This is a genomic window from Bacillus sp. FJAT-49736 (genome assembly GCF_018343615.1).
In the GTDB taxonomy this organism is placed as follows: domain Bacteria; phylum Bacillota; class Bacilli; order Bacillales; family Bacillaceae_C; genus Margalitia.
This window is the reverse complement of sequence record NZ_JAGYPI010000002.1, coordinates 758,952-777,577: the sequence shown is the minus strand read 5'-3', so window position 1 is coordinate 777,577 and position 18,626 is coordinate 758,952. Positions and strand designations below refer to the sequence as shown.

The window sequence follows — 18,626 nt, the reverse complement described above, 5'->3', positions numbered from 1 at the left end:
TAGGGTGCATCATGAGTCGATTTAGTTTAAGGGGATTTCATCCTATTGTTTGGACATTACTGGGAGGTACTGTATTTGCAAGGGGAGCAAGTTTTATGGCGATGCCTTTTTTAGCCTTATACTTATCCCACTCAGAAGGTATTCATCCCGTGATTATAGGTATCATAGTAGGGATTGGTCCATTATCTGGTACAGTAGGTGGATTTATTGGCGGGCATTTGTCTGACCGTTTTGGGCGGAAAGTAATCATGCTTTCCGCAGTGTTTATATGGGCATGTGTATTTATAGGATTTTCTTTTGCAAGGGATCCATTGGCTTTTTTTCTATTAAATGCCCTGAATGGCATATGTCGCTCCTTTTTTGAGCCAACTAGTCAAGCACTTATGGCTGATTTAACAGAACCAGAAAAAAGATTAAGGGTCTTTTCTTTACGCTACACAGCGATCAATATTGGCGCGGCTATTGGCCCTTTACTTGGCGCTTATTTTGGGGTCGTATCCTCCACCATAACATTTTTGATTACAGGATCTTTTTATCTAATGTATGGGACACTGTTAGCAATTTTATTAGGGAAATATAAAGTAAAGCTGAATCAACAGGTGAAGAAAGTATCAACGATGAAAGCTGCATTCAACATTATTAAGCTAGATTCTTCTTTAAGATACTTTATTATAGGTGGGATCCTCGTAAATATTGGGTATTCCCAAATAGATTCCTCCTTACCACAGCATTTAGGGGGGATTGTGGAAAATGGTGCTATATTGTTTTCATTGCTATTGTCCATTAATGCAGTAACCGTTGTTTTACTACAAATTCCACTGAGTCATCTTGTAGAAAAATGGCGGGTTCTGCATGTGATGATGCTCGGCAGTTTTTTCTTTGTTTTAGGATTCCTCATCATGGGATTTGTCGATTCCTGGATAGGTTTTATTGTCTCGATGGTTGTATTAACAATCGGTGAAATTTTCTTATTCCCCTCTACGAGCGTGTTCATTGATCAAATTGCTAAGGAAGAACTACGTGGGACGTACTTTGGCGCTGCCCAGTTTCGTTCCATTGGAAATTCCGTAGGACCAGTAATGGGTGGCTGGATTTTAAAACAGTGGAATGGTCATTGGCTATTTTGGATAATGGCTTCAGTAGTAACGGTGAGTATTTACTTTTTTCTTGCTGGGAGTAAAAGACAAGTCAAATCTGTTGTTGGTGTAAATAATTCATAATTTATTAGGAAAAAAGTTATAACAAATACCAGTTTCGTGTTATTATGAAGGAAAATATAGATATAAAAAAATAATCAATAAATGATGGCGATAATATAATTAGATTACAAAGTTAAAATATAAGGGGACACGAAAAACTGATGGATGTACTGCTAATGCTTATACAAAAAAAGAGCGTTAAAAGGCTGATCATTTTTGCTCTTATTGCAGTTGTTCTGTACTTTTTAAGGAGCATGATTAATTTAATCCTATTAACATTTATTTTTACATTTTTGATGGACAGATTAGTGAAGTTTGTCACAGATAAAATACCCATTAATAGAAAAGTAACGGTTATCATATTATATTGTTTAATTGTCGGGTTATTATCGTTGGGAATTGTGAAATATTTGCCCGTCATTATTACAGAAATTTCTCAGCTCGTTAAACAATTAACTGCTTTTTACACACAGAAGCATCAAAATAAAGTGTTGAATTATGTCGTAAAAATGATTAACAGCTCTAAAATTTCGTCATATTTAGAGCATGGCTTCACTTTTGTTTTTACTTACTTTACAGGTCTTGGCAAAGTCTTTATGCAAGTGTTAATGTCTATTTTACTAAGTTTATTTTTCTTATTAGAAAAGCAGCGCTTAATTGATTTTACAAAGAAGTTTAAATATAGCAAAATAGCTCCATTTTACAATGAAATTGAATTTTTCGCAGGGAAATTTATTCGCTCATTTGGAAAAGTCATTGAGGCTCAATTTATTATTGCAATTGTCAATACTGTGTTGACAACTATCGCATTGTCCATAATGCATTTTCCCCAACTATTTGGCTTAGCGATATTAATCTTTTTCCTTGGTCTAATTCCTGTTGCAGGGGTAATCATTGGCTTTGTTCCGCTAAGCTTAATTGCATACAGTATTGGTGGAGCGATGCAGGTTTTATATGTCGTAATTACTATATTAGTTATTCATGCAATCGAGACGTATATATTAAACCCTAAGCTGATGTCTTCAAAAACAAATTTGCCGATTTTTTATACCTTTATCGTTTTAATTTTTTCAGAGCACTTTTTCGGTGTATGGGGATTAATTATTGGTATCCCAATCTTTATGTTCCTGCTGGATGTGTTGGATGTTACGGATAATGATAAAGACCTAAAACTAAATAAAAGTTAATGATTCAAAAGTAACAAAAATAGTTATATTAATCTGACCATTAAACAAAATTTGAAAAACACGCTTACTTTCTTACAGGGTAAGTGTGTTTTTTATTTTTTAATAAAGTGAAACCTATGACTTTGGAACTATTTTGGATATTGTGATAAATAATGGAAGGAATTTTTCTTGGTAAGTCGAAATATATATAATTATGAAGATTTATAATATTATAAATAAATCTTCGTGAAAAAGAATAGACCTTGGTCCTATTCTTTTTATTTTTTCATCTATGGGGGGGTTGGATTGATATCTTTTCAAAATGTTAACAAGCATTATGGACATTTTCACGTACTAAAAAATATTAGTTTGGAAGTAGAAGAGGGGGAAGTAGTAGTAGTAATTGGCCCTTCTGGATCCGGTAAGAGCACGATGCTCCGTTGCATCAATCGATTGGAAACGATTACAGATGGAGAATTAACAGTAAATGGATTTAAGGTCAATAACAAAAAGACAAATATTAATGATTTGCGCAAAAATATCGGTATGGTTTTTCAGCATTTCAACTTATATCCACATAAGACAGTTCTCCAAAACATTACATTAGCTCCTATTAAAGCACTGGGAGAGGATCCAAAAAAAGCTGAGGAAACAGCCATGTATTACTTGGAAAAGGTCGGTATTCCGGATAAAGCAAAATCTTATCCATCTCAACTTTCCGGGGGTCAGCAGCAGAGGGTAGCAATTGCCAGAGGTCTTGCAATGAAACCAAGTGTGATGCTTTTCGACGAGCCAACCTCGGCATTAGACCCTGAAATGATTGGCGAAGTATTAGAAGTAATGAAATCGTTGGCCAAGGAAGGCATGACCATGGTTGTCGTCACTCATGAAATGGGCTTTGCAAAGGAAGTGGCAAACCGGGTTGTCTTTATGGATGAGGGCAAAATTTTGGAGGAATCTAATCCAGCTGACTTTTTTGCCAGCCCAAAAACGGAACGAGCTCAGGTATTTTTGAAAAGAGTATTGAATCATTAATCAGCATGCATGTAATTAAATTGCAGTTTTGAAAAACACTTGTAAGCAATAGGACGAAGGAAAAATAAGGGGGAAGAATCTTTGAGAAGTTTAAAAAAGGTTTTGTTTCTTGGTTTAATTTTTACGTTGGTGGCAGCCTTGTTTGCTGGATGCGGGAAGAAGACAAATGGGGATACAAGTAAGGATACTCTACAGCAAATAAAAGACAGAGGAAAGTTTGTTGTAGGTGTGAAGTATGATACGAATTTATTCGGCTATAAAGATCCGAAAACTGGTAAAGTAACGGGATTTGATATTGATATTGCCAAAGCATTGGCAAAAAAAATCCTTGGAGATGAAAATAAAGTTGAACTAGTGGAAATTACATCAAAAACACGTGTTCCTAAATTAAATAACGGAGATATCGATGCCATAATAGCTACTATGACTATAAGCGAAGAACGCAAAAAGGAAGTTGACTTTTCGGATGTATACTTCATGGCAGGTCAATCACTATTAGTTAAAAAAGGGAGTCCAATTAAAAGTGTTAATGATTTAAAAAAGGGAACAAAAGTATTAGCTGTAAAAGGTTCAACATCAGTCGATAATGTAAAAAAAGCAGCACCTGATACAGAAGTGTTAGAATTTGAAAATTACTCAGAAGCATTTACAGCTCTAAAATCAGGAAAAGGCGATGCGCTAACAACCGATGATTCCATTCTTTATGGAATGGCAGATCAAGACAGTAATTATGAGCTAGTTGGGGGGACTTTTACAGAGGAACCTTACGGAATTGCAGTTAGAAAAGGACAAAAGAAATTCCAAGAGTATATTAATAAATTCTTAAAGGAACTAAAGGACAGCGGAGAATACGATCAAATTAAAAACAAATGGATCAAACAATAACATCATATTCTTAAAACCAATGGATGGGCAAAGATTAGCCCATCCTTTTAATGAAGGAGGGGGAAAATGCTCGATTTCTCCATACTGACTCGTTATTCTGATTTATATTTAGAAGGTTTTCTTAATACAATAAAGGTTAGTGTCATTGGACTGATTTGTAGTTTTATACTTGGTGTCATTATTGCTATTTTGCGAATTGCTCCATTTAGAATTCTTAATTTTTTGGGTGCATGTTATGTAGAATTTATTCGAAACATCCCCTTGATGATTATTGCCTTTTTCTTTTATTTTGGTCTTAGTGTTTATATTAACATGAGTGGCTTTGTTGCTGGCACCATTGCCTTAACCATTTATACTTCGGCCTTTATAGCAGAGGCAGTCAGAGCGGGAATTCAATCGGTTGACAAAGGGCAAATGGAGGCTGCTCGTTCATCAGGATTAACCTATATTCAAGCTATGAGATATATTATTTTGCCACAAGCAGTCAAAATTGTTATACCTCCAATAGGAAATCAGTTTTTGAATTTAGTGAAAAACTCTTCCATACTTGGGGTAATTGCTGGGCTAGATTTAATGTATTTCGGAGATGCGGTTCACGAGAAAACCTATGTCGTATTTGATACGTATATTTTTGTAGCTATGTTTTATCTAGTGATAACAATCCCGTTAAGTCTTTTTGTCAATTACCTTGAAAAAAGATTGGCAAGAGCTTATTAGAGGGGGAATGGAATAATGGATTTTTCGGGAGCATACTCGGCTGAAAACCTCTCGTATTTACTAAAGGGTTTTCAAGTAACATTAGAGGTAGCCTTTATTTCAATTGTTTTAAGTTTTATTATTGGCAGTTTGTTGGGGATTGTACGTTATGCAAAGATACCTGTAGTATCTCCTATTGTCTTGGTAGTAGTGGAGATTATACGTAATTTGCCACTTTTGTTAATTATCTTTTTCGTAAATTTGGCTTTACCGGAAATTGGAATTAAATTTGATGTCAAAACATCAGCTATTTTTGCCCTAACTATTTTTGAATCCGCAATGATTAGTGAAATCGTGCGAAGCGGGATTAATTCCATTGACAAAGGGCAGATTGAAGCAGCGAGATCTTCAGGTTTAACATACGTTCAAACAATGAGGTTAGTTATCTTACCACAGGCATTAAAAAGAATGATTCCACCGTTAGTAAGTCAATTTATTTCTTTGTTAAAAGATACATCATTAGCGGTGGTTATTGCCTTACCGGAGCTTCTTCATAATGCGAAGGGGATCTATAATGGAAATATCAACTATGTGATTCCTATTATTCTTATGGCAATTTTCATGTATTTTATCGTCAATTACGCACTTTCACTAATTGCCAGGTGGCTAGAAAAACGCTTAGACACAAACCGCAGAAAAGATCCAAAGCTTGGCAAAGTAAACAAGAGTACAGCATCTGGGGGAATTTCTGCTTAAGGATAATTAATCTTTTCCGTATCACCTTGACAATTAAGCGAAAAATGAATATAGTAATTAAAAAATTATAATGAAAAACGTTGAAAAGGATTAGTAAAGTGTTTCCGTCTTTTTAAGAGAGAAAATCAGTTGGTGCAAGATTTTCAAAGACCACATTTGAACCTGCCTTGGAGTTCTGTATCGATTTTGACTAAGATACATGCGGAGTTTTCCGTTATCAAGAGAGAGTGTACAGCTTATTTAGCTGTAAATAAGGGTGGTACCACCAGGCCTCGGTCCCTTTTGGGAAGCGAGGTCTTTTTTGCGTTCATTGATGGCAGCAACACTTTAATTAATTCGGAAAGGAAGATAGAACATGGCAAAAGATAAAAAATTTGTGGAAGAAATCACTGCTATGGAAGATGATTTTGCCCAATGGTATACGGACGTAGTCAAAAAAGCAGATTTAGTGGATTATTCTTCCGTTAGAGGTTCAATGATTATTCGTCCATACGGATATGCAATTTGGGAAAATATCCAAGGCGTTTTGGACCGTAGAATTAAAGAAACAGGGCATGAGAATGTATATATGCCATTATTAATTCCTCAAAGCCTGCTTCAAAAAGAGAAGGACCATATTGAAGGCTTTGCGCCAGAAGTTGCATTGGTAACACATGGTGGATCAGAAGAATTAGCTGAGCCACTTGTTGTCCGTCCAACTTCCGAGGTTCTATTTGGAGAGCATTACGCAAATATTATTCATTCTTACCGTGACCTACCAAAGCTTTATAATCAATGGGCAAATGTAGTACGTTGGGAAAAGACAACAAGACCGTTCCTTCGTTCTTTAGAGTTTTTATGGCAAGAAGGTCATACATGCCATGCTACTGAGGAAGAGGCTGCTGAGGAAACTCGTAAAATGTTAGAGGTATATGCGGAAGTAGTAGAAAGTTACTTGGCTGTGCCTGTATTAAAAGGTCAAAAGACGGAGAAGGAAAAGTTTGCAGGAGCTAAATTTACTCTTACCATTGAAAGTCTAATGCACGATGGAAAAGCATTGCAATCCGGCACATCACATCATTTAGGAACAGGATTTGCGGAGGCTTTTGGCATTCAGTTCACGGATAAAGATGGCAAGTTGCAAACAGTTAATCAAACGTCATGGGGAATTACAACTCGTCTAATTGGTGCATTGATCATGGTTCACGGTGACAACCGCGGCCTGGTTGTTCCACCAAGAATTGCACCAAAACAAGTAATGATTGTTCCAATCGCTCAGCATAAAGAAGGTGTATTGGATAAAGCATATGAACTAAAAGACCGAATTAGCAAAGTTGCTCGCGTAGATATCGATGCTAGCGACAAAATGCCTGGCTGGAAGTTCAATGAGTACGAAATGAAAGGTATTCCAGTCCGCCTAGAAGTTGGACCTAAAGATATTGAAAAAGGTCAAGTCGTATTGGCAAGACGTGATACAAGTGAAAAAATCATTGTGCCTATCGATGAATTAGAAACAAAAATTCCAGCATTACTAGAAGAAATTCAACAAAATCTATTTGAAAAAGCCAAAAAACACCGTGAAGAAAAAACAAGTGTAGCTTACAACATGGATGAGTTCAAAACGAATTTAGTAGAAAACCCAGGCTTCATCAAGGCAATGTGGTGCGGAAGCGAGGCGTGCGAAAACTTCATTAAAGAAGAAACAGCCGCAACATCTCGATGCATTCCATTTGAACAAGAACATCTTTCTGACAAATGTGTATGCTGTGGCGAAGAAGCAAAACACCTCGTTTACTGGGCAAAAGCATACTAAAAAATAAAAGGTGCCAGGCACCAGATTCAAGAAATCTGGTGCCTGGCACCTTCTTTATTCATACAAACTTTATAAACAGCTTTACTCCGCACCAATCCATTTATCTGCCCAATGCTGAACCTCATCCAGAACAGGCATAATAGCATGTCCTTTGTCTGTTAAACGATATTCAATTCGTACAGGTGTTTCTGGATAGACCTCCCGAACGACAATACCTTCATTTTCAAGTTCCTTAAGCCGGTCCGACAGCATTTTCTGGCTTATATGAGGAATTTGATCAGCTATTTCATTAAATCTTTTCGGCCGTTCTATAAGCACCCGGATAATAACTCCAATCCAGCGTTTGCCCAATAATTGAAATGCCTTTTCGAACTTAGGACAAAGGCTAAATTCGCCCATCAATAACACCTCCTAAAAAGGTTAATCCTTCGATTACCTTCTACAAATTATTATACACCTTTTTATTGCTTACTAAAAGTAAGTAAGTTTAATTTAGGCACTTTTCTTTTTATTCCTGCTATATTTTAGGAAATAATTTTCGGTTAAGGCTGACACCCCTTTTTAGAAGAGATGCCCAGAAGCATAAGCTTTATTAAGATTTTTGTAAACATATACGAGACACGAAAGTAGATTAATTGAAAAATAAAGTAGTTTTTTTGCAAAATGTTGCATGATTCGTAGATAAATGGGGTAAATAAAAGAAAATGGACAAGGAGGAAGATATAATGGCAAAACTAAGCAGTATCAACAAAGCGGTAATAGCAGGAATTGGTATAGCAGGGATTTCCTATTTATCCTCCAAGAATAATCGCGAAAAGGCAAGAACTATGTTTCAAAATGCAAAAGTGAAGGCAGATTCCTGGATTACAAAGTATAAACATAAAAAATCACCATTAACCAAAGTAGGACATTCTGACCCATACGATTTTCAGGATAATAATATGTTAAGCGAGGGTGCCATGTACGGAGTGGACTATTATAACGAGGAAGAACAGCAATAATAATTAGGAAAGAGATTGGAGAAGCTTCCAATCTCTTTTTTCATAAATATAAAGGTTGACATACTAGTAGGTCTAAAGATACAATTCGTGCCATTTAGGGTAAAATTCGTGCCGTTTCTGTCGAAGTTCATGCTGATATAAGCAAAATTCGTGCTGATCGGAACAATTTTTGTGCCAGTTAAAAAATCAGGTCTCTGCCCATTTATTGTATCCCCTAAATATTGGAATAAATAAGTAGATTTAGTCCTTTTTCGGCTGTCCGACTAATCCATAAAAAAAGAGATGACCAATATCGATGATCGTTTGTTTGTTTACATTTGCAAATAATTCTGGATGCTGAATAGCTTCAGTGAAAATATGAAAATATAGGAGGATTGCTTCTGTTGTTATGTTCGGATGAATGTAACCGCCATGCCGACCTTGCTCAATAAGCTCCATCATTGCAGGCATTGCTTTAGTATTAGTCCATTCCTCGATTAGTTTTTGAATTCCAGGGTCTGTTATGGATTTGATGAAATCCGTAGAGATGGATTTTGTCAGTTCCATTCGATCAAACAGAATCTTTTCCACTTTTTTAGGATATGAAATATCCGCATTAATTATTTGATTGAATTTCTCCATTTCCGTATTAAAAAATTCCTCAATAACAGATTTCGTCAAGTCTTCTTTGCTGCCGAAATAATTATAAATAGTAACCGGCGAAACATTTGCCTTCTTTGCAATCTCCGCCACACTTACTTTTTCAACCCCATAAGTGGCAAAAAGTTCAAATGCAGCTTTCCTTATATTCTCCTTTTTTTTCTCCGTTCTTCGTTGATATCCGTCCATTTCTTTCACCTCAAAATCAGATTACTATATATTTTGAAATGAAACAATAAATTTTATTCAAAACATATTGCCTTTTAATAAAACGCGATGTATTATGTAGCAAATGAATCATTTTGATTCAAAACATTTAAAAAAGGGGAGTTCATAATGGGAATTCAAATGAATAGATTAACGAAGGTATTCCCAAATGGAAGAGGAATTTTTGATTTGAACTTTGAGGTGAAAGAAGGGGAAGTATTTGGATATCTTGGTCCAAATGGCGCCGGAAAGTCAACTACTATTCGCCATCTAATGGGCTTTATGAAGCCGAAAGCAGGTTTCGCAAAAATAAATGGATTAGATTGTTGGGGAAAAAGTGCTGAAATTCAAAAGCTGGTAGGTTATTTACCCGGGGAAATTGCCTTTTTGGATGACATCAATGGAATGCAATTTCTTGATCTGCTAGGCGGGATGAGAGGGGTAAAGGATTATCGGAAAAGGAATGAATTAATTGAGCGATTCCAATTTGATGTCAAAACACCTATTCGTAAAATGTCAAAGGGGATGAAGCAAAAGGTAGGGATTGTTGCAGCATTTATGCATGACCCGCAAATTTTAATTCTTGATGAGCCGACATCTGGATTGGATCCTTTAATGCAAAGTTTATTTATTGATTTGATTCTAGAAGAAAAGACCAAAGGTAAAACTATCCTAATGTCATCCCACATTTTTCTGGAAATTGATCGTACCTGTGACCGTGTTGGAATTATTAAAGATGGAAGATTGGTAGCGATAGAAAATATTCAGCAGCTTCAATCGATGCAGCGAAAGGTCTTCGATATCACTGTACAGAAGCAGGATGATGTTGAAAAATTGAAGAAATCCGGGCTTATTATCCTTTCAGAAAATGGATTCAGAATAAAAGTGGCAGTCCAAGGTGATTATAATCACTTTGTTAAAGCATTAGCAGAATGCGATATAAATAATTTAGATATTCATGCCCAATCATTAGAAGAGATTTTTATGCATTTCTATGACAGGGAGGAGAGGGTACAATGAACACATCACTTTTTATATCGACTTTGAAGACGAAGGGGAAAACAATGTTTAGCTATGCATTTGGATCAGCATTTTATGTGCTGCTTATTATGTGGATTTATCCATCCTTTGCAAAATCAAACGCTCTCGATACAGTCATCAAGCAAATGCCGCAAAAATATTTAAGTGCTTTTGGGTTTGACGGCGGTATGCCGAAGAATCTTGGTGGATTTTTGGCAGGCGAATTTTATGGCCTGCTGTTCCTTCTAATTTTAATTATTTATAGTGTAATTCTTTCTACACAGCTTATCGTTCGGTTGGTGGATCGGGGTTCGATGGCTTATTTGCTTTCAACATCTGTTTCCAGGACAAAAATTGCTGTCAGCCAAGCTGCTGTACTAATCCTTGGCCTCTTGCTGATCACATTAGTAACCATTGCAACCGTGCTAATAGGATCCAATATGATAATGGATAACAATGATTTGCAAGTATCCAATTTTATTCAAATGAATGTGGTAGGTTTTCTGCTTTTCTTTGTTATCAGCGGGTACTCCTTTTTCTTTTCGTGTGTGTTGAATGATGAGAAGCGTGCATTATCATTGTCAGGCGGTCTTACAATTGTCTTCTTCGCTATCAATCTAGTAGCGAAAATGAGTACCGATCTTGAATGGCTTAAATATTGTACTGTTTTTTCAACCTTTAACCCGTCAGATATTGCAAAGGGAACAATAGACATATTACCGGTTTCTCTTGGTCTTGGTTTTGCGGGTCTTGTCCTGTATGCTTTAGCGATATTGATTTTTAGAAAAAGAGATTTACCATTATAGTATTTTCATAGAGGAATAATTCCATACGCTGACGAAATAGTAAGGAATTAAATAATGCGGGGTGTGGAGAATGGGAACTTTAAAAGATTGGATTGACTACCTTAACAGTATTAATGAAAAGGAACATGAAAGTTTTTTTCACCCATATAAGGAAGGGAAATGGTCGAAAGCAGCCATTATTTCTCATATGATGTTTTGGGATCGCTTCTTTTATGAGGAACGATTACCACATATGTTAAATGGTGAAACCTTGGTAGGAATAACCGCAGAGCAAGTAGAAGAAAGAAATAAACAAGCAGAAAATTATGCACATTCAGGTGTTTCACTTCAGCAAATAATAGATGAAGCTATAAAATATCGACAGTTGCAGATAAATGCACTTCAGAATGAAGATTTATCCAAGACGTTTACGATTAAAAACAGAATAATTTCCCTTAAGGAATATATGGATGGAGAAGTGGAGCATGATGCTCATCATTTAAAGCAATTAAAGGGAAAATAAGAAGAGGGCTCAATAGTTTTGAGCCCTTTAATATTGCTAAAATAGTAAGAGAAAAGGAATGAAGTAGCTTGAAAGCTTTAATCCTCCATGCGAGTACGTTATACTATATTGGATGTTTGTAACAGGAGTCTGGTTGAAAATGGATTGGACTAGAACTTTAAGAATAAAACACTGAACTTTAAGATACAACAGGCAGTCTATTTAAAGGAATGCATTATTTAATGGAGGAACAAAATGGGAGATATCATACACTCGTTATTACAAACCTTTGCGGGCCTTGGTTATTTAGGCATTGTATTAGGTCTGGTTATTGAAATTATTCCAAGTGAAATTGTCCTTGCGTTTGCCGGTTATCTTGTTTCGAAAGGGGAAGTCAGCTTTATCGGAGCAATCATTGCCGGTACGATTGGCGGAACGATTGCACAAATCATCATTTATTGGATTGGTGCATACGGTGGAAGACCGTTTCTGAAACGCTTTGGAAAATATATTTTTATTCATGAGAAACATATTCTTTTAGCGGAGAAATGGTTTGAAAGGTACGGATCTGGTGTTGTGTTCACCGCACGTTTTGTACCCGTCGTCAGACATGCCATTTCCATTCCGGCTGGTATTACAAAAATGTCTTTTGGTAAATTCACATTATATACGGGTCTAGCCGCAATTCCATGGTCGATATTCTTTATTTATTTAGGGGATAAATTAGCTTCCAACTGGGAGAATGTGAATGAAATAGCGAGGCCATACGTGCAGCCAGCTATGATTATTGCCGTAATAATAATTATTCTCTATGTTGTTTTTACGATTTTTAGAAAAAGAAATAAATCGGTATAGTTCATAAAGCTCAGCCAAATGGTTGGGTTTTTTTGTTTTTCTTGTAGAGGAATTTACAAGTGTTTCACGAAATTGTATAGAAAAGGAGGTTTTGTTAATGAGTACAACGAAAATGAAGGAAGTTCTGTTTTCAGAATGGGATGTAGCGGTTCGTACGATCAGCAATCTGCTAACGAAGGTGCAAGAAAAGGATTGGGATTATCGCCCACAAAAAAACATGAGGACCTTGCTTGAACTAGCTAACCATCTTGTACAAATTCCAACGGTAGATTTGGCAATCGGACAAGAGAAGAAGGAACAGGAAATACGTGATTTGGAGAATAAGCTTCAATCTGGAAATGCAAATGGATTAACGGAAGTTCTGAAAAATGGTTATAAGGATTTTAAAGTCTATTACGATTCCCTTTCTGAGAATGACTTTTTTGATAAAGTATCAAAACCTTTTTACTTCGGTGAGAATATGCAAGGACACAGCCAAGCAAAATGGCTAGCGGAAAGCACAACGCATATCTTCCACCATCGCGCCCAGTTTTTTAACTATTTAAAAGAACTTGGGTACGAAGTAAATATGTTTGATTTATATTAATGGTGTTTTCGGACTGGGAATAAATCTTAACAGTATTGGTTTTGAAGAATCTTTTCAAAAAGGTTTTCATGCGTCTGAAAAAAAGGATTCATTGGGAAATAGGGTCAGTAATGAAAACTGTTTCCCTTATGTGTAAAGAGGTGACACAATGGAATTAGATACGCAATTATATTTTACATCGCAAATTGGGAAGCAAAAGCCGATAACCGTTACGAATAAATCGGTTTCTTGTCCGTTCTGTAATGTGGACCAATTAGAGAACATAATAGACCGGGAAGGTTCCATTATCCTTTTGAAAAATAAATTCCCTACACTACAAAATACGCTGCAAACTGTGTTAATCGAAACAGATGAGTGTCATGGGGAACTTTCCGAATACTCTAGTGAACATTTACATACATTGTTAAGGTTTGCGGTACGGCATTGGTTGGAATTCGAGAGCAGCGGTAAGTTCACTTCGGTTATTTTCTATAAAAATCACGGACCATTTTCCGGTGGCACTATTCGGCATCCGCATATGCAAATTGTTGGGTTACGAGATGTAGATTATAAGAAAAATATAAAGCAGGAGAACTTTAAAGGAGTTACGATTTATACAGATTCATCCATAGATTTTAACATTTCTACTAAACCGATTATGGGTTTCCGCGAAATGAATATCAATTTGTATGATTGGAAGCAAATCAATCGAATGGCTGATTTTATCCAGGCGGCTATTCAATATTTATTGCATCATGCCCCGTACCGTTGTGAAAGCTATAATCTATTCTTCTATCATATGGAGAATACTATTTCTTGTAAAATTGTTCCCAGGTATGTCGTATCTCCGCTGTTTGTAGGATATGTTATTCCGCAGGTATCGGATGATCTCGAGATGGTTGCTAAAAAGGTAAGGGAGATTTGTATGGAGACAGGATTGATTAAATGATGGTAGAAAAATGTTCACTTCATTCTTTTTGTCCAGGAACCACCCCTGCAAATCTTATTATTAAAAAGAATAAAGGGGGATTCTGGTAGAAACTGGGGAAGAGCTAATGGATGCGGTGAAACGAGAGGTATATGAGGATACGGGTATAACTGTTATTAAGCAAATACTAGATTAAAAATATGCATTTCATTTTGAAACAATCAAGAATCAACCAATGATGCGGATGACGGATCATTGCTTTGGGGTAGAGGTAAAAGAAAAAGTCTGTATTAAGCTTTCTAATGAACATGAGAAATACATATGGTGTACTGAGGAAGAAGTAAACAAGCGCATCAATTGGGAATTCAGTACTGCTGCTATTCAAAGACTATTGGAAACGATTGGACTTTAAGGGGATTGAGGGGATTCATATCGATAAAGTAACTATTTTACTTGTTTGGCTGTTTCCAATTATATTTGCTATTCATGATTTTGAAGAAATTATTGTCGTGGAGAAGTGGATTACTAAAAACAAACAAAATCTCGTTCAAAAATTACCTCAAAGAGCAAAGAGCTTTTTTGAGAAAAATTTCGCAATGAAAACCTATCAATTTTCAATAGTTGTTTATGTTGAATTTGTTATCATTTCATTTGCGACTGTTATTGTTTATTTGAATGGGTTTTTTGGTATTTCCAAATGGCTATATTTAGGCTTGTTCGCAGTTTTATTTCTTCACTCCTTTACACATATTGGACAAGCTATTTTACTAAAAAGATATACTCCTGGTGTATTAACATCTATCTTTCTATTAATTCCTTATGGTCTTTGGTTTTATTATGTTTTATTACAAAAGAATTTGATTAGCTTGCAGGATATTGGGATTAGCATACCTGTAGGTGTCATATTATTCACCTTACTATTTCCTGCATTAATGAGGGCTGCCTCAAAATATTAAATATTATAGATGAGCAAATATACAATCTGTTATATTAGCAAAATGACTCAAAAGAATAGGAAAGTGGACTTGGTTTATTCCGCTATTCACGTAATACACGAGGAAATCAATGTATTTTGGCAAATAGCGGAACACCGTGTCCTCGAACAGAAGGAATGGCCAACTGATTTTGCGGAAAGTTGATAATCTTACTAGTATGCTATGGGTACTGCCTCTTTCCCAAAAAACAAGATAGATAGGTCGGCAAAAATACTATTTTATCTCTAACTCTCCATCAACGATTTTCACCCGTGAAGATATCGTTAAATTCATTAGCTTTCCATTTAAATCATAAAACTTCCCATCGGTTTTTTCATAGCCTAATACATTGGCACCATCGATTTCATCAGAACTCCCCTTAACAGCGTATAATCCTGTTGCAAGTAGGATTTTTTGGCCGCTCCTCCATTGTAATATTTGTTGATTTAACACCGTCTGTAATGTGTATTTTTTGGATTCATGAAGATTCAACTCTGGATCTGAAGGATCTGTATCCGTACCAAAGCTTTGGAGACGAGTCACTTCTAGTTGACTGATTTCCTTAAAATTAGGATCCAATTTCTTGATAGCTGCAACATCGAACCTTAATCTTGAATCAAGCTGCCAGCCTTGGCTATTATCTCTAACTTCAGGATTTCCCGCTGGCTTAGAGGGAATTACCTTCTCAGTTGGTTCAGGAGAAGCAGTATTACCAGGCTGCTTTTTTCCTCCAAAATCAATTAAATTATAGGTAAGGACCACCAAGACCGTTACTGTTACGACAGAAATAGCAGCATATTTTAGTGAAAGGAACATAAACGAGCTTTTGGATTTCCGTTGGATATTTCTCCATATGGCATCCTTTTGTTTATAATTTAAGTAAATGTTATTCAGATCGTGAAATCCTTTATCCAATCCAGTCTTCATTTGCATCATCCTCCCATCCTTTCTTCGTTAATTCCTTCTTTAACGCTTGCAAAGCCCGATAAAGGGTGGTTTTTACTTTTGCATCTGTCCAACCTAATATTTCTGCTGTTTCATGAATTGGATATCCTTTTATTTTTCGTAAAATAATAATTTCCCGATAAGGAGTTTTCAGTGAAAAAAGGGCTTGGTAAAGATATTGTGTCTTCTCTTTCATTTCAAGAATTTCTTCTGGAATCGGATTTTTTCGGTCTGTTGAATGGAGCATATTTCCGATGAAGTTAACCGTTCGTTTTTTTCTAAGATGATCATATATAAGGTTTCTAGCAATTGTGTAAAGCCATGTTTTATAAGAGGATTCCCCTTTAAAATGGCGGATACCTTTAAATGCCTTAATAAATACCTCTTGTGTGAGATCCTCTGCTTCTTCTCGGCTGTTCACCATTAACAAAATAAATCGGTATATTAAATCGCTATAATTATGAAATAAATCATCCACCAGATGGTCTGAGCTTTCCATGGATTTATTCCTCCTCAATTAATCTGTACATTAGACGTAAAGGTAAGAATTTTGATTCGCTATTTTTAAAGAATCTTTTCTTAAATTATTTCTATTTCAGACGGAAATCTTAGTAACGACCCAGTTTTGAATAACTATTTTAAGAAAAGGTACTAAGAATATATTAGGATTTATAACAATATACGAAAAGCAAACTTTTCAAAAAAGTTTATGGAGAAAATTGGCTGAAAATGATAGTCTAAATATTATCTAGTATAAAAGTTGGTGAAGAACTTGAAAAACATTTTAGTAGTGGATGACGAGAAGGATATCGTGAATCTTATTTCTATTTATTTGCAAAACGAAGGCTTTACTGTTTTGAAGGCGCATGATGGACAGGAAGCGTTAGATATATTTCAACAAAAGAAAGTAGATCTTATTATTTTGGATGTAATGATGCCAAAAATGGATGGGATGGAGGTATGCCGCAGATTAAGAGAACAGCACACGGTTCCTATCCTCATGTTAAGCGCGAAAGCGGAGGATATGGACAAGGTATTGGGATTAATGACGGGTGCCGATGATTATATGATTAAACCATTTAACCCATTGGAGCTAATGGCAAGAGTTAAATCGCTGCTGCGCCGTTCCTATCAATTTAAGCAAGTAGATCAAGAGGATGAAAGTGAGTTTTTAACCATCAATTCTTTGGTCATTAATAGAGCTTCCCATACGGTTTTGAATCAAGATGTACCAATTATACTGACTTCAAAAGAGTTTGAAATTCTTTATTTACTTGCAAGTAATCGGGGCAGAGTTTTCAGTACAGAGGAAATTTTTGAAAGGGTTTGGGAGGAGAAATACTTCGCGTCCAATAATACCGTTATGGTTCATATAAGCAATTTGCGTGAAAAAATAGAAAAAGAAATGGGATATAAACTGATAAAAACCGTTTGGGGAGTAGGATATAAAATAGATGAATAGGCTATTAACCAAAATTCAGTCGAAAATATTAATCCTGATCATAACGAGTATTCTTTTATCAGCAGCCGTTACATTCGGTCTCTTATTTCTTGCCTACATCTTAAGAGCTACTCACTTTCTCTCTTACTCATTTTTATTAAAGCTTTATTATTTAAATGATTACCTCGGCCTTTATACAATTCTATACATCGTTTGTGCCATTCTATTTTTTGTCTTTATCATTGTCTTAAGCAGAAAATGGGCAAAGGATTTTGATCAAATTTTAAACAGTACATCAAAAATTTCCCAGGGTGACTTACAATTTCATGTACCGGTGTATGCCAAGAATGAGCTTGGGGATATCGCGCAAAATTTGAATAATATTTCATCGCAGCTGCAGCAATCGTTAAAGGAAGAGCGGAATGCAGTGCAGGCAAAGAATGAATTAATCACCAACGTATCTCATGATTTGCGTACCCCTTTAACTTCTATCATCGGTTATTTACGACTAATTGAGGAGGATCGTTATAATGATGAGGTGGAACTTCGCTATTATGTTTCCATTGCATTTGAAAAGGCACGAAGCATGGAGCGAATGGTAAGTGATTTATTCGAGTATACCCGAGTGAATTTTGGAGCGATCCAGCTTGATTACTCCACTATTGATTTAGTTCAACTTTTATCCCAGCTATCCGCGCAATTTTTGCCGCAGCTGGAGGAAATGCAGATGGAAATTCAATTAAAAAGCGAATTCGAATGTATGATTATTGAGGCAGATGGAGATAAATTGGTAAGAGTGTTTGAAAATCTCATATCGAATGGATTGAAGTATGGAAAAGATGGAAAACGAATCGATTTAAGGGTTGGAAAAGAGGATAATGTAGCTATCGTGGAAGTGGTGAATTACGGTGAACCAATACCTGAGGAAGATTTGCCATTTATATTTGAGCGGTTCTACCGGGTGGAGAAATCCCGTTCCATTGATACTGGCGGATCAGGGCTCGGCTTAGCAATTACGAAGAGCATAGTGGAGCTTCATGATGGTACGATTGAGGCAGAAAGCAACAAGCGCGAAACTAAATTCAAGATCATGCTACCAATCAAGGAGATTGCCGAAAAGTAGGTAATCTCTTTCTATTATTTAAAAGTTTAGAAAAGCATAGATTCTTTGCCGTATAACCTTTGTCCAGCTATAAGTGAAATTGGCCCTTCAATTTCAATAGCGTCTACCGGCT

22 protein-coding genes and 1 other annotated feature are annotated in these 18,626 nt (G+C 36.0%); of the genes, 18 read left to right on the top strand and 4 right to left on the bottom strand.

Translation table 11 applies throughout. The annotated features are described in order from the left end of the window. The first annotated feature begins 11 nt into the window (after positions 1 to 11). The 7 genes from KHA87_RS15215 (at position 12) to proS (ending at position 7,529) form a co-directional block, all read left to right on the top strand. Complete coding sequence (locus tag KHA87_RS15215) at positions 12 to 1,220, top strand: MDR family MFS transporter (RefSeq protein WP_249310412.1); 1,209 nt, start codon at positions 12 to 14, stop codon at positions 1,218 to 1,220. Between the two features lie 140 nt (positions 1,221 to 1,360). Continuing rightward, complete coding sequence (locus KHA87_RS15210) at positions 1,361 to 2,386, top strand: AI-2E family transporter (protein ID WP_213094990.1); 1,026 nt, start codon at positions 1,361 to 1,363, stop codon at positions 2,384 to 2,386. Between the two features lie 285 nt (positions 2,387 to 2,671). Beyond that, positions 2,672 to 3,400: an amino acid ABC transporter ATP-binding protein gene (locus KHA87_RS15205; protein WP_213094989.1), complete on the top strand. Its 729-nt coding sequence runs from the start codon at positions 2,672 to 2,674 to the stop codon at positions 3,398 to 3,400. A gap of 81 nt (positions 3,401 to 3,481) precedes the next feature. Next, positions 3,482 to 4,285, top strand: a complete 804-nt coding sequence (locus KHA87_RS15200; protein WP_213094988.1) for a transporter substrate-binding domain-containing protein — start codon at positions 3,482 to 3,484, stop codon at positions 4,283 to 4,285. 66 nt (positions 4,286 to 4,351) lie between these two features. Next, positions 4,352 to 5,002 carry an amino acid ABC transporter permease gene (locus KHA87_RS15195; protein WP_213094987.1) on the top strand — a complete coding sequence of 217 codons (651 nt, stop codon included), beginning with the start codon at positions 4,352 to 4,354 and terminating at the stop codon, positions 5,000 to 5,002. 15 nt (positions 5,003 to 5,017) lie between these two features. Beyond that, positions 5,018 to 5,737, top strand: a complete 720-nt coding sequence (locus tag KHA87_RS15190) for an amino acid ABC transporter permease (protein WP_213094986.1) — start codon at positions 5,018 to 5,020, stop codon at positions 5,735 to 5,737. Between the two features lie 71 nt (positions 5,738 to 5,808). Beyond that, positions 5,809 to 6,021: a binding site (T-box leader), on the top strand. Between the two features lie 71 nt (positions 6,022 to 6,092). Next, positions 6,093 to 7,529, top strand: a complete 1,437-nt coding sequence (gene proS / locus KHA87_RS15185; protein WP_213094985.1) for a proline--tRNA ligase — start codon at positions 6,093 to 6,095, stop codon at positions 7,527 to 7,529. A gap of 81 nt (positions 7,530 to 7,610) precedes the next feature. On the opposite strand, the gene KHA87_RS15180 is transcribed toward proS, so the two are convergent. Beyond that, positions 7,611 to 7,928, bottom strand: a complete 318-nt coding sequence (locus KHA87_RS15180; protein ID WP_213094984.1) for a winged helix-turn-helix transcriptional regulator — start codon at positions 7,926 to 7,928, stop codon at positions 7,611 to 7,613. A gap of 326 nt (positions 7,929 to 8,254) precedes the next feature. Here KHA87_RS15180 and KHA87_RS15175 point away from each other — a divergent pair, with 326 nt between their 5' ends. Then, the gene (locus KHA87_RS15175; protein WP_213094983.1) at positions 8,255 to 8,530 is read left to right on the top strand and encodes a hypothetical protein; all 276 of its coding nucleotides are present in this window, start codon (positions 8,255 to 8,257) and stop codon (positions 8,528 to 8,530) included. Between the two features lie 240 nt (positions 8,531 to 8,770). On the opposite strand, the gene KHA87_RS15170 is transcribed toward KHA87_RS15175, so the two are convergent. Next, positions 8,771 to 9,358, bottom strand: coding sequence for a TetR/AcrR family transcriptional regulator (locus tag KHA87_RS15170; protein WP_213094982.1), 588 nt, complete (start codon positions 9,356 to 9,358; stop codon positions 8,771 to 8,773). Positions 9,359 to 9,505: 147 nt separating this feature from the next. Between KHA87_RS15170 and KHA87_RS15165 the strand changes: the two genes are divergently transcribed. From KHA87_RS15165 to KHA87_RS15130, 8 genes are all read left to right on the top strand, one after another. Beyond that, a complete protein-coding gene (locus KHA87_RS15165; RefSeq protein ID WP_249310410.1) occupies positions 9,506 to 10,396 on the top strand; it encodes an ABC transporter ATP-binding protein in 891 nt (296 codons plus the stop codon). Beyond that, positions 10,393 to 11,202, top strand: a complete 810-nt coding sequence (locus KHA87_RS15160) for an ABC transporter permease subunit (RefSeq protein WP_213094981.1) — start codon at positions 10,393 to 10,395, stop codon at positions 11,200 to 11,202. Before KHA87_RS15165 ends, KHA87_RS15160 begins: the two co-directional genes overlap by 4 nt. Positions 11,203 to 11,272: 70 nt before the next feature. After that, entirely contained in the window at positions 11,273 to 11,704 is a 432-nt protein-coding gene (locus tag KHA87_RS15155) for a DinB family protein (RefSeq protein WP_213094980.1), read from the top strand. A gap of 234 nt (positions 11,705 to 11,938) precedes the next feature. Continuing rightward, complete coding sequence (uptA, locus tag KHA87_RS15150; protein WP_213094979.1) at positions 11,939 to 12,538, top strand: undecaprenyl phosphate transporter UptA; 600 nt, start codon at positions 11,939 to 11,941, stop codon at positions 12,536 to 12,538. 97 nt (positions 12,539 to 12,635) lie between these two features. Continuing rightward, positions 12,636 to 13,124 carry a DinB family protein gene (locus KHA87_RS15145; RefSeq protein ID WP_213094978.1) on the top strand — a complete coding sequence of 163 codons (489 nt, stop codon included), beginning with the start codon at positions 12,636 to 12,638 and terminating at the stop codon, positions 13,122 to 13,124. Between the two features lie 148 nt (positions 13,125 to 13,272). Beyond that, positions 13,273 to 14,052: a DUF4931 domain-containing protein gene (locus tag KHA87_RS15140; protein WP_213094977.1), complete on the top strand. Its 780-nt coding sequence runs from the start codon at positions 13,273 to 13,275 to the stop codon at positions 14,050 to 14,052. Between the two features lie 214 nt (positions 14,053 to 14,266). After that, entirely contained in the window at positions 14,267 to 14,443 is a 177-nt protein-coding gene (locus KHA87_RS15135; protein WP_213094976.1) for an NUDIX hydrolase, read from the top strand. Next, positions 14,433 to 14,987 carry an HXXEE domain-containing protein gene (locus KHA87_RS15130; protein WP_213094975.1) on the top strand — a complete coding sequence of 185 codons (555 nt, stop codon included), beginning with the start codon at positions 14,433 to 14,435 and terminating at the stop codon, positions 14,985 to 14,987. Before KHA87_RS15135 ends, KHA87_RS15130 begins: the two co-directional genes overlap by 11 nt. Before the next feature lie 252 nt (positions 14,988 to 15,239). Here the strand turns inward: KHA87_RS15130 and KHA87_RS15125 are convergent, their stop codons facing one another. After that, on the bottom strand, positions 15,240 to 15,932 hold the full coding sequence (locus KHA87_RS15125; RefSeq protein WP_213094974.1) for a hypothetical protein: 693 nt from the start codon (positions 15,930 to 15,932) through the stop codon (positions 15,240 to 15,242). Then, the gene (locus tag KHA87_RS15120) at positions 15,913 to 16,449 is read right to left on the bottom strand and encodes an RNA polymerase sigma factor (protein WP_213094973.1); all 537 of its coding nucleotides are present in this window, start codon (positions 16,447 to 16,449) and stop codon (positions 15,913 to 15,915) included. The genes KHA87_RS15125 and KHA87_RS15120 overlap by 20 nt, the downstream gene beginning before the upstream one ends. Positions 16,450 to 16,713: 264 nt before the next feature. Between KHA87_RS15120 and KHA87_RS15115 the strand changes: the two genes are divergently transcribed. Then, on the top strand, positions 16,714 to 17,412 hold the full coding sequence (locus KHA87_RS15115) for a response regulator transcription factor (RefSeq protein ID WP_481748363.1): 699 nt from the start codon (positions 16,714 to 16,716) through the stop codon (positions 17,410 to 17,412). Then, on the top strand, positions 17,405 to 18,514 hold the full coding sequence (locus tag KHA87_RS15110; RefSeq protein ID WP_213094971.1) for a sensor histidine kinase: 1,110 nt from the start codon (positions 17,405 to 17,407) through the stop codon (positions 18,512 to 18,514). Before KHA87_RS15115 ends, KHA87_RS15110 begins: the two co-directional genes overlap by 8 nt. Positions 18,515 to 18,626: the final 112 nt, after the last annotated feature.

Bases quoted from the DNA above. Each gene is read 5' to 3' on its own strand.
- KHA87_RS15215 (WP_249310412.1), top strand. From the start codon at position 12: ATGAGTCGATTTAGTTTAAGGGGATTTCATCCTATTGTTTGGACATTA.
- KHA87_RS15210 (WP_213094990.1), top strand. From the start codon at position 1,361: ATGGATGTACTGCTAATGCTTATACAAAAAAAGAGCGTTAAAAGGCTG.
- KHA87_RS15195 (WP_213094987.1), top strand. From the start codon at position 4,352: ATGCTCGATTTCTCCATACTGACTCGTTATTCTGATTTATATTTAGAA.
- KHA87_RS15190 (WP_213094986.1), top strand. From the start codon at position 5,018: ATGGATTTTTCGGGAGCATACTCGGCTGAAAACCTCTCGTATTTACTA.
- proS (WP_213094985.1), top strand. From the start codon at position 6,093: ATGGCAAAAGATAAAAAATTTGTGGAAGAAATCACTGCTATGGAAGAT.
- KHA87_RS15180 (WP_213094984.1), bottom strand. From the start codon at position 7,928: ATGGGCGAATTTAGCCTTTGTCCTAAGTTCGAAAAGGCATTTCAATTA.
- KHA87_RS15175 (WP_213094983.1), top strand. From the start codon at position 8,255: ATGGCAAAACTAAGCAGTATCAACAAAGCGGTAATAGCAGGAATTGGT.
- KHA87_RS15170 (WP_213094982.1), bottom strand. From the start codon at position 9,358: ATGGACGGATATCAACGAAGAACGGAGAAAAAAAAGGAGAATATAAGG.
- KHA87_RS15165 (WP_249310410.1), top strand. From the start codon at position 9,506: ATGGGAATTCAAATGAATAGATTAACGAAGGTATTCCCAAATGGAAGA.
- KHA87_RS15160 (WP_213094981.1), top strand. From the start codon at position 10,393: ATGAACACATCACTTTTTATATCGACTTTGAAGACGAAGGGGAAAACA.
- KHA87_RS15155 (WP_213094980.1), top strand. From the start codon at position 11,273: ATGGGAACTTTAAAAGATTGGATTGACTACCTTAACAGTATTAATGAA.
- uptA (WP_213094979.1), top strand. From the start codon at position 11,939: ATGGGAGATATCATACACTCGTTATTACAAACCTTTGCGGGCCTTGGT.
- KHA87_RS15145 (WP_213094978.1), top strand. From the start codon at position 12,636: ATGAGTACAACGAAAATGAAGGAAGTTCTGTTTTCAGAATGGGATGTA.
- KHA87_RS15140 (WP_213094977.1), top strand. From the start codon at position 13,273: ATGGAATTAGATACGCAATTATATTTTACATCGCAAATTGGGAAGCAA.
- KHA87_RS15135 (WP_213094976.1), top strand. From the start codon at position 14,267: ATGATGCGGATGACGGATCATTGCTTTGGGGTAGAGGTAAAAGAAAAA.
- KHA87_RS15125 (WP_213094974.1), bottom strand. From the start codon at position 15,932: ATGAAGACTGGATTGGATAAAGGATTTCACGATCTGAATAACATTTAC.
- KHA87_RS15120 (WP_213094973.1), bottom strand. From the start codon at position 16,449: ATGGAAAGCTCAGACCATCTGGTGGATGATTTATTTCATAATTATAGC.
- KHA87_RS15110 (WP_213094971.1), top strand. From the start codon at position 17,405: ATGAATAGGCTATTAACCAAAATTCAGTCGAAAATATTAATCCTGATC.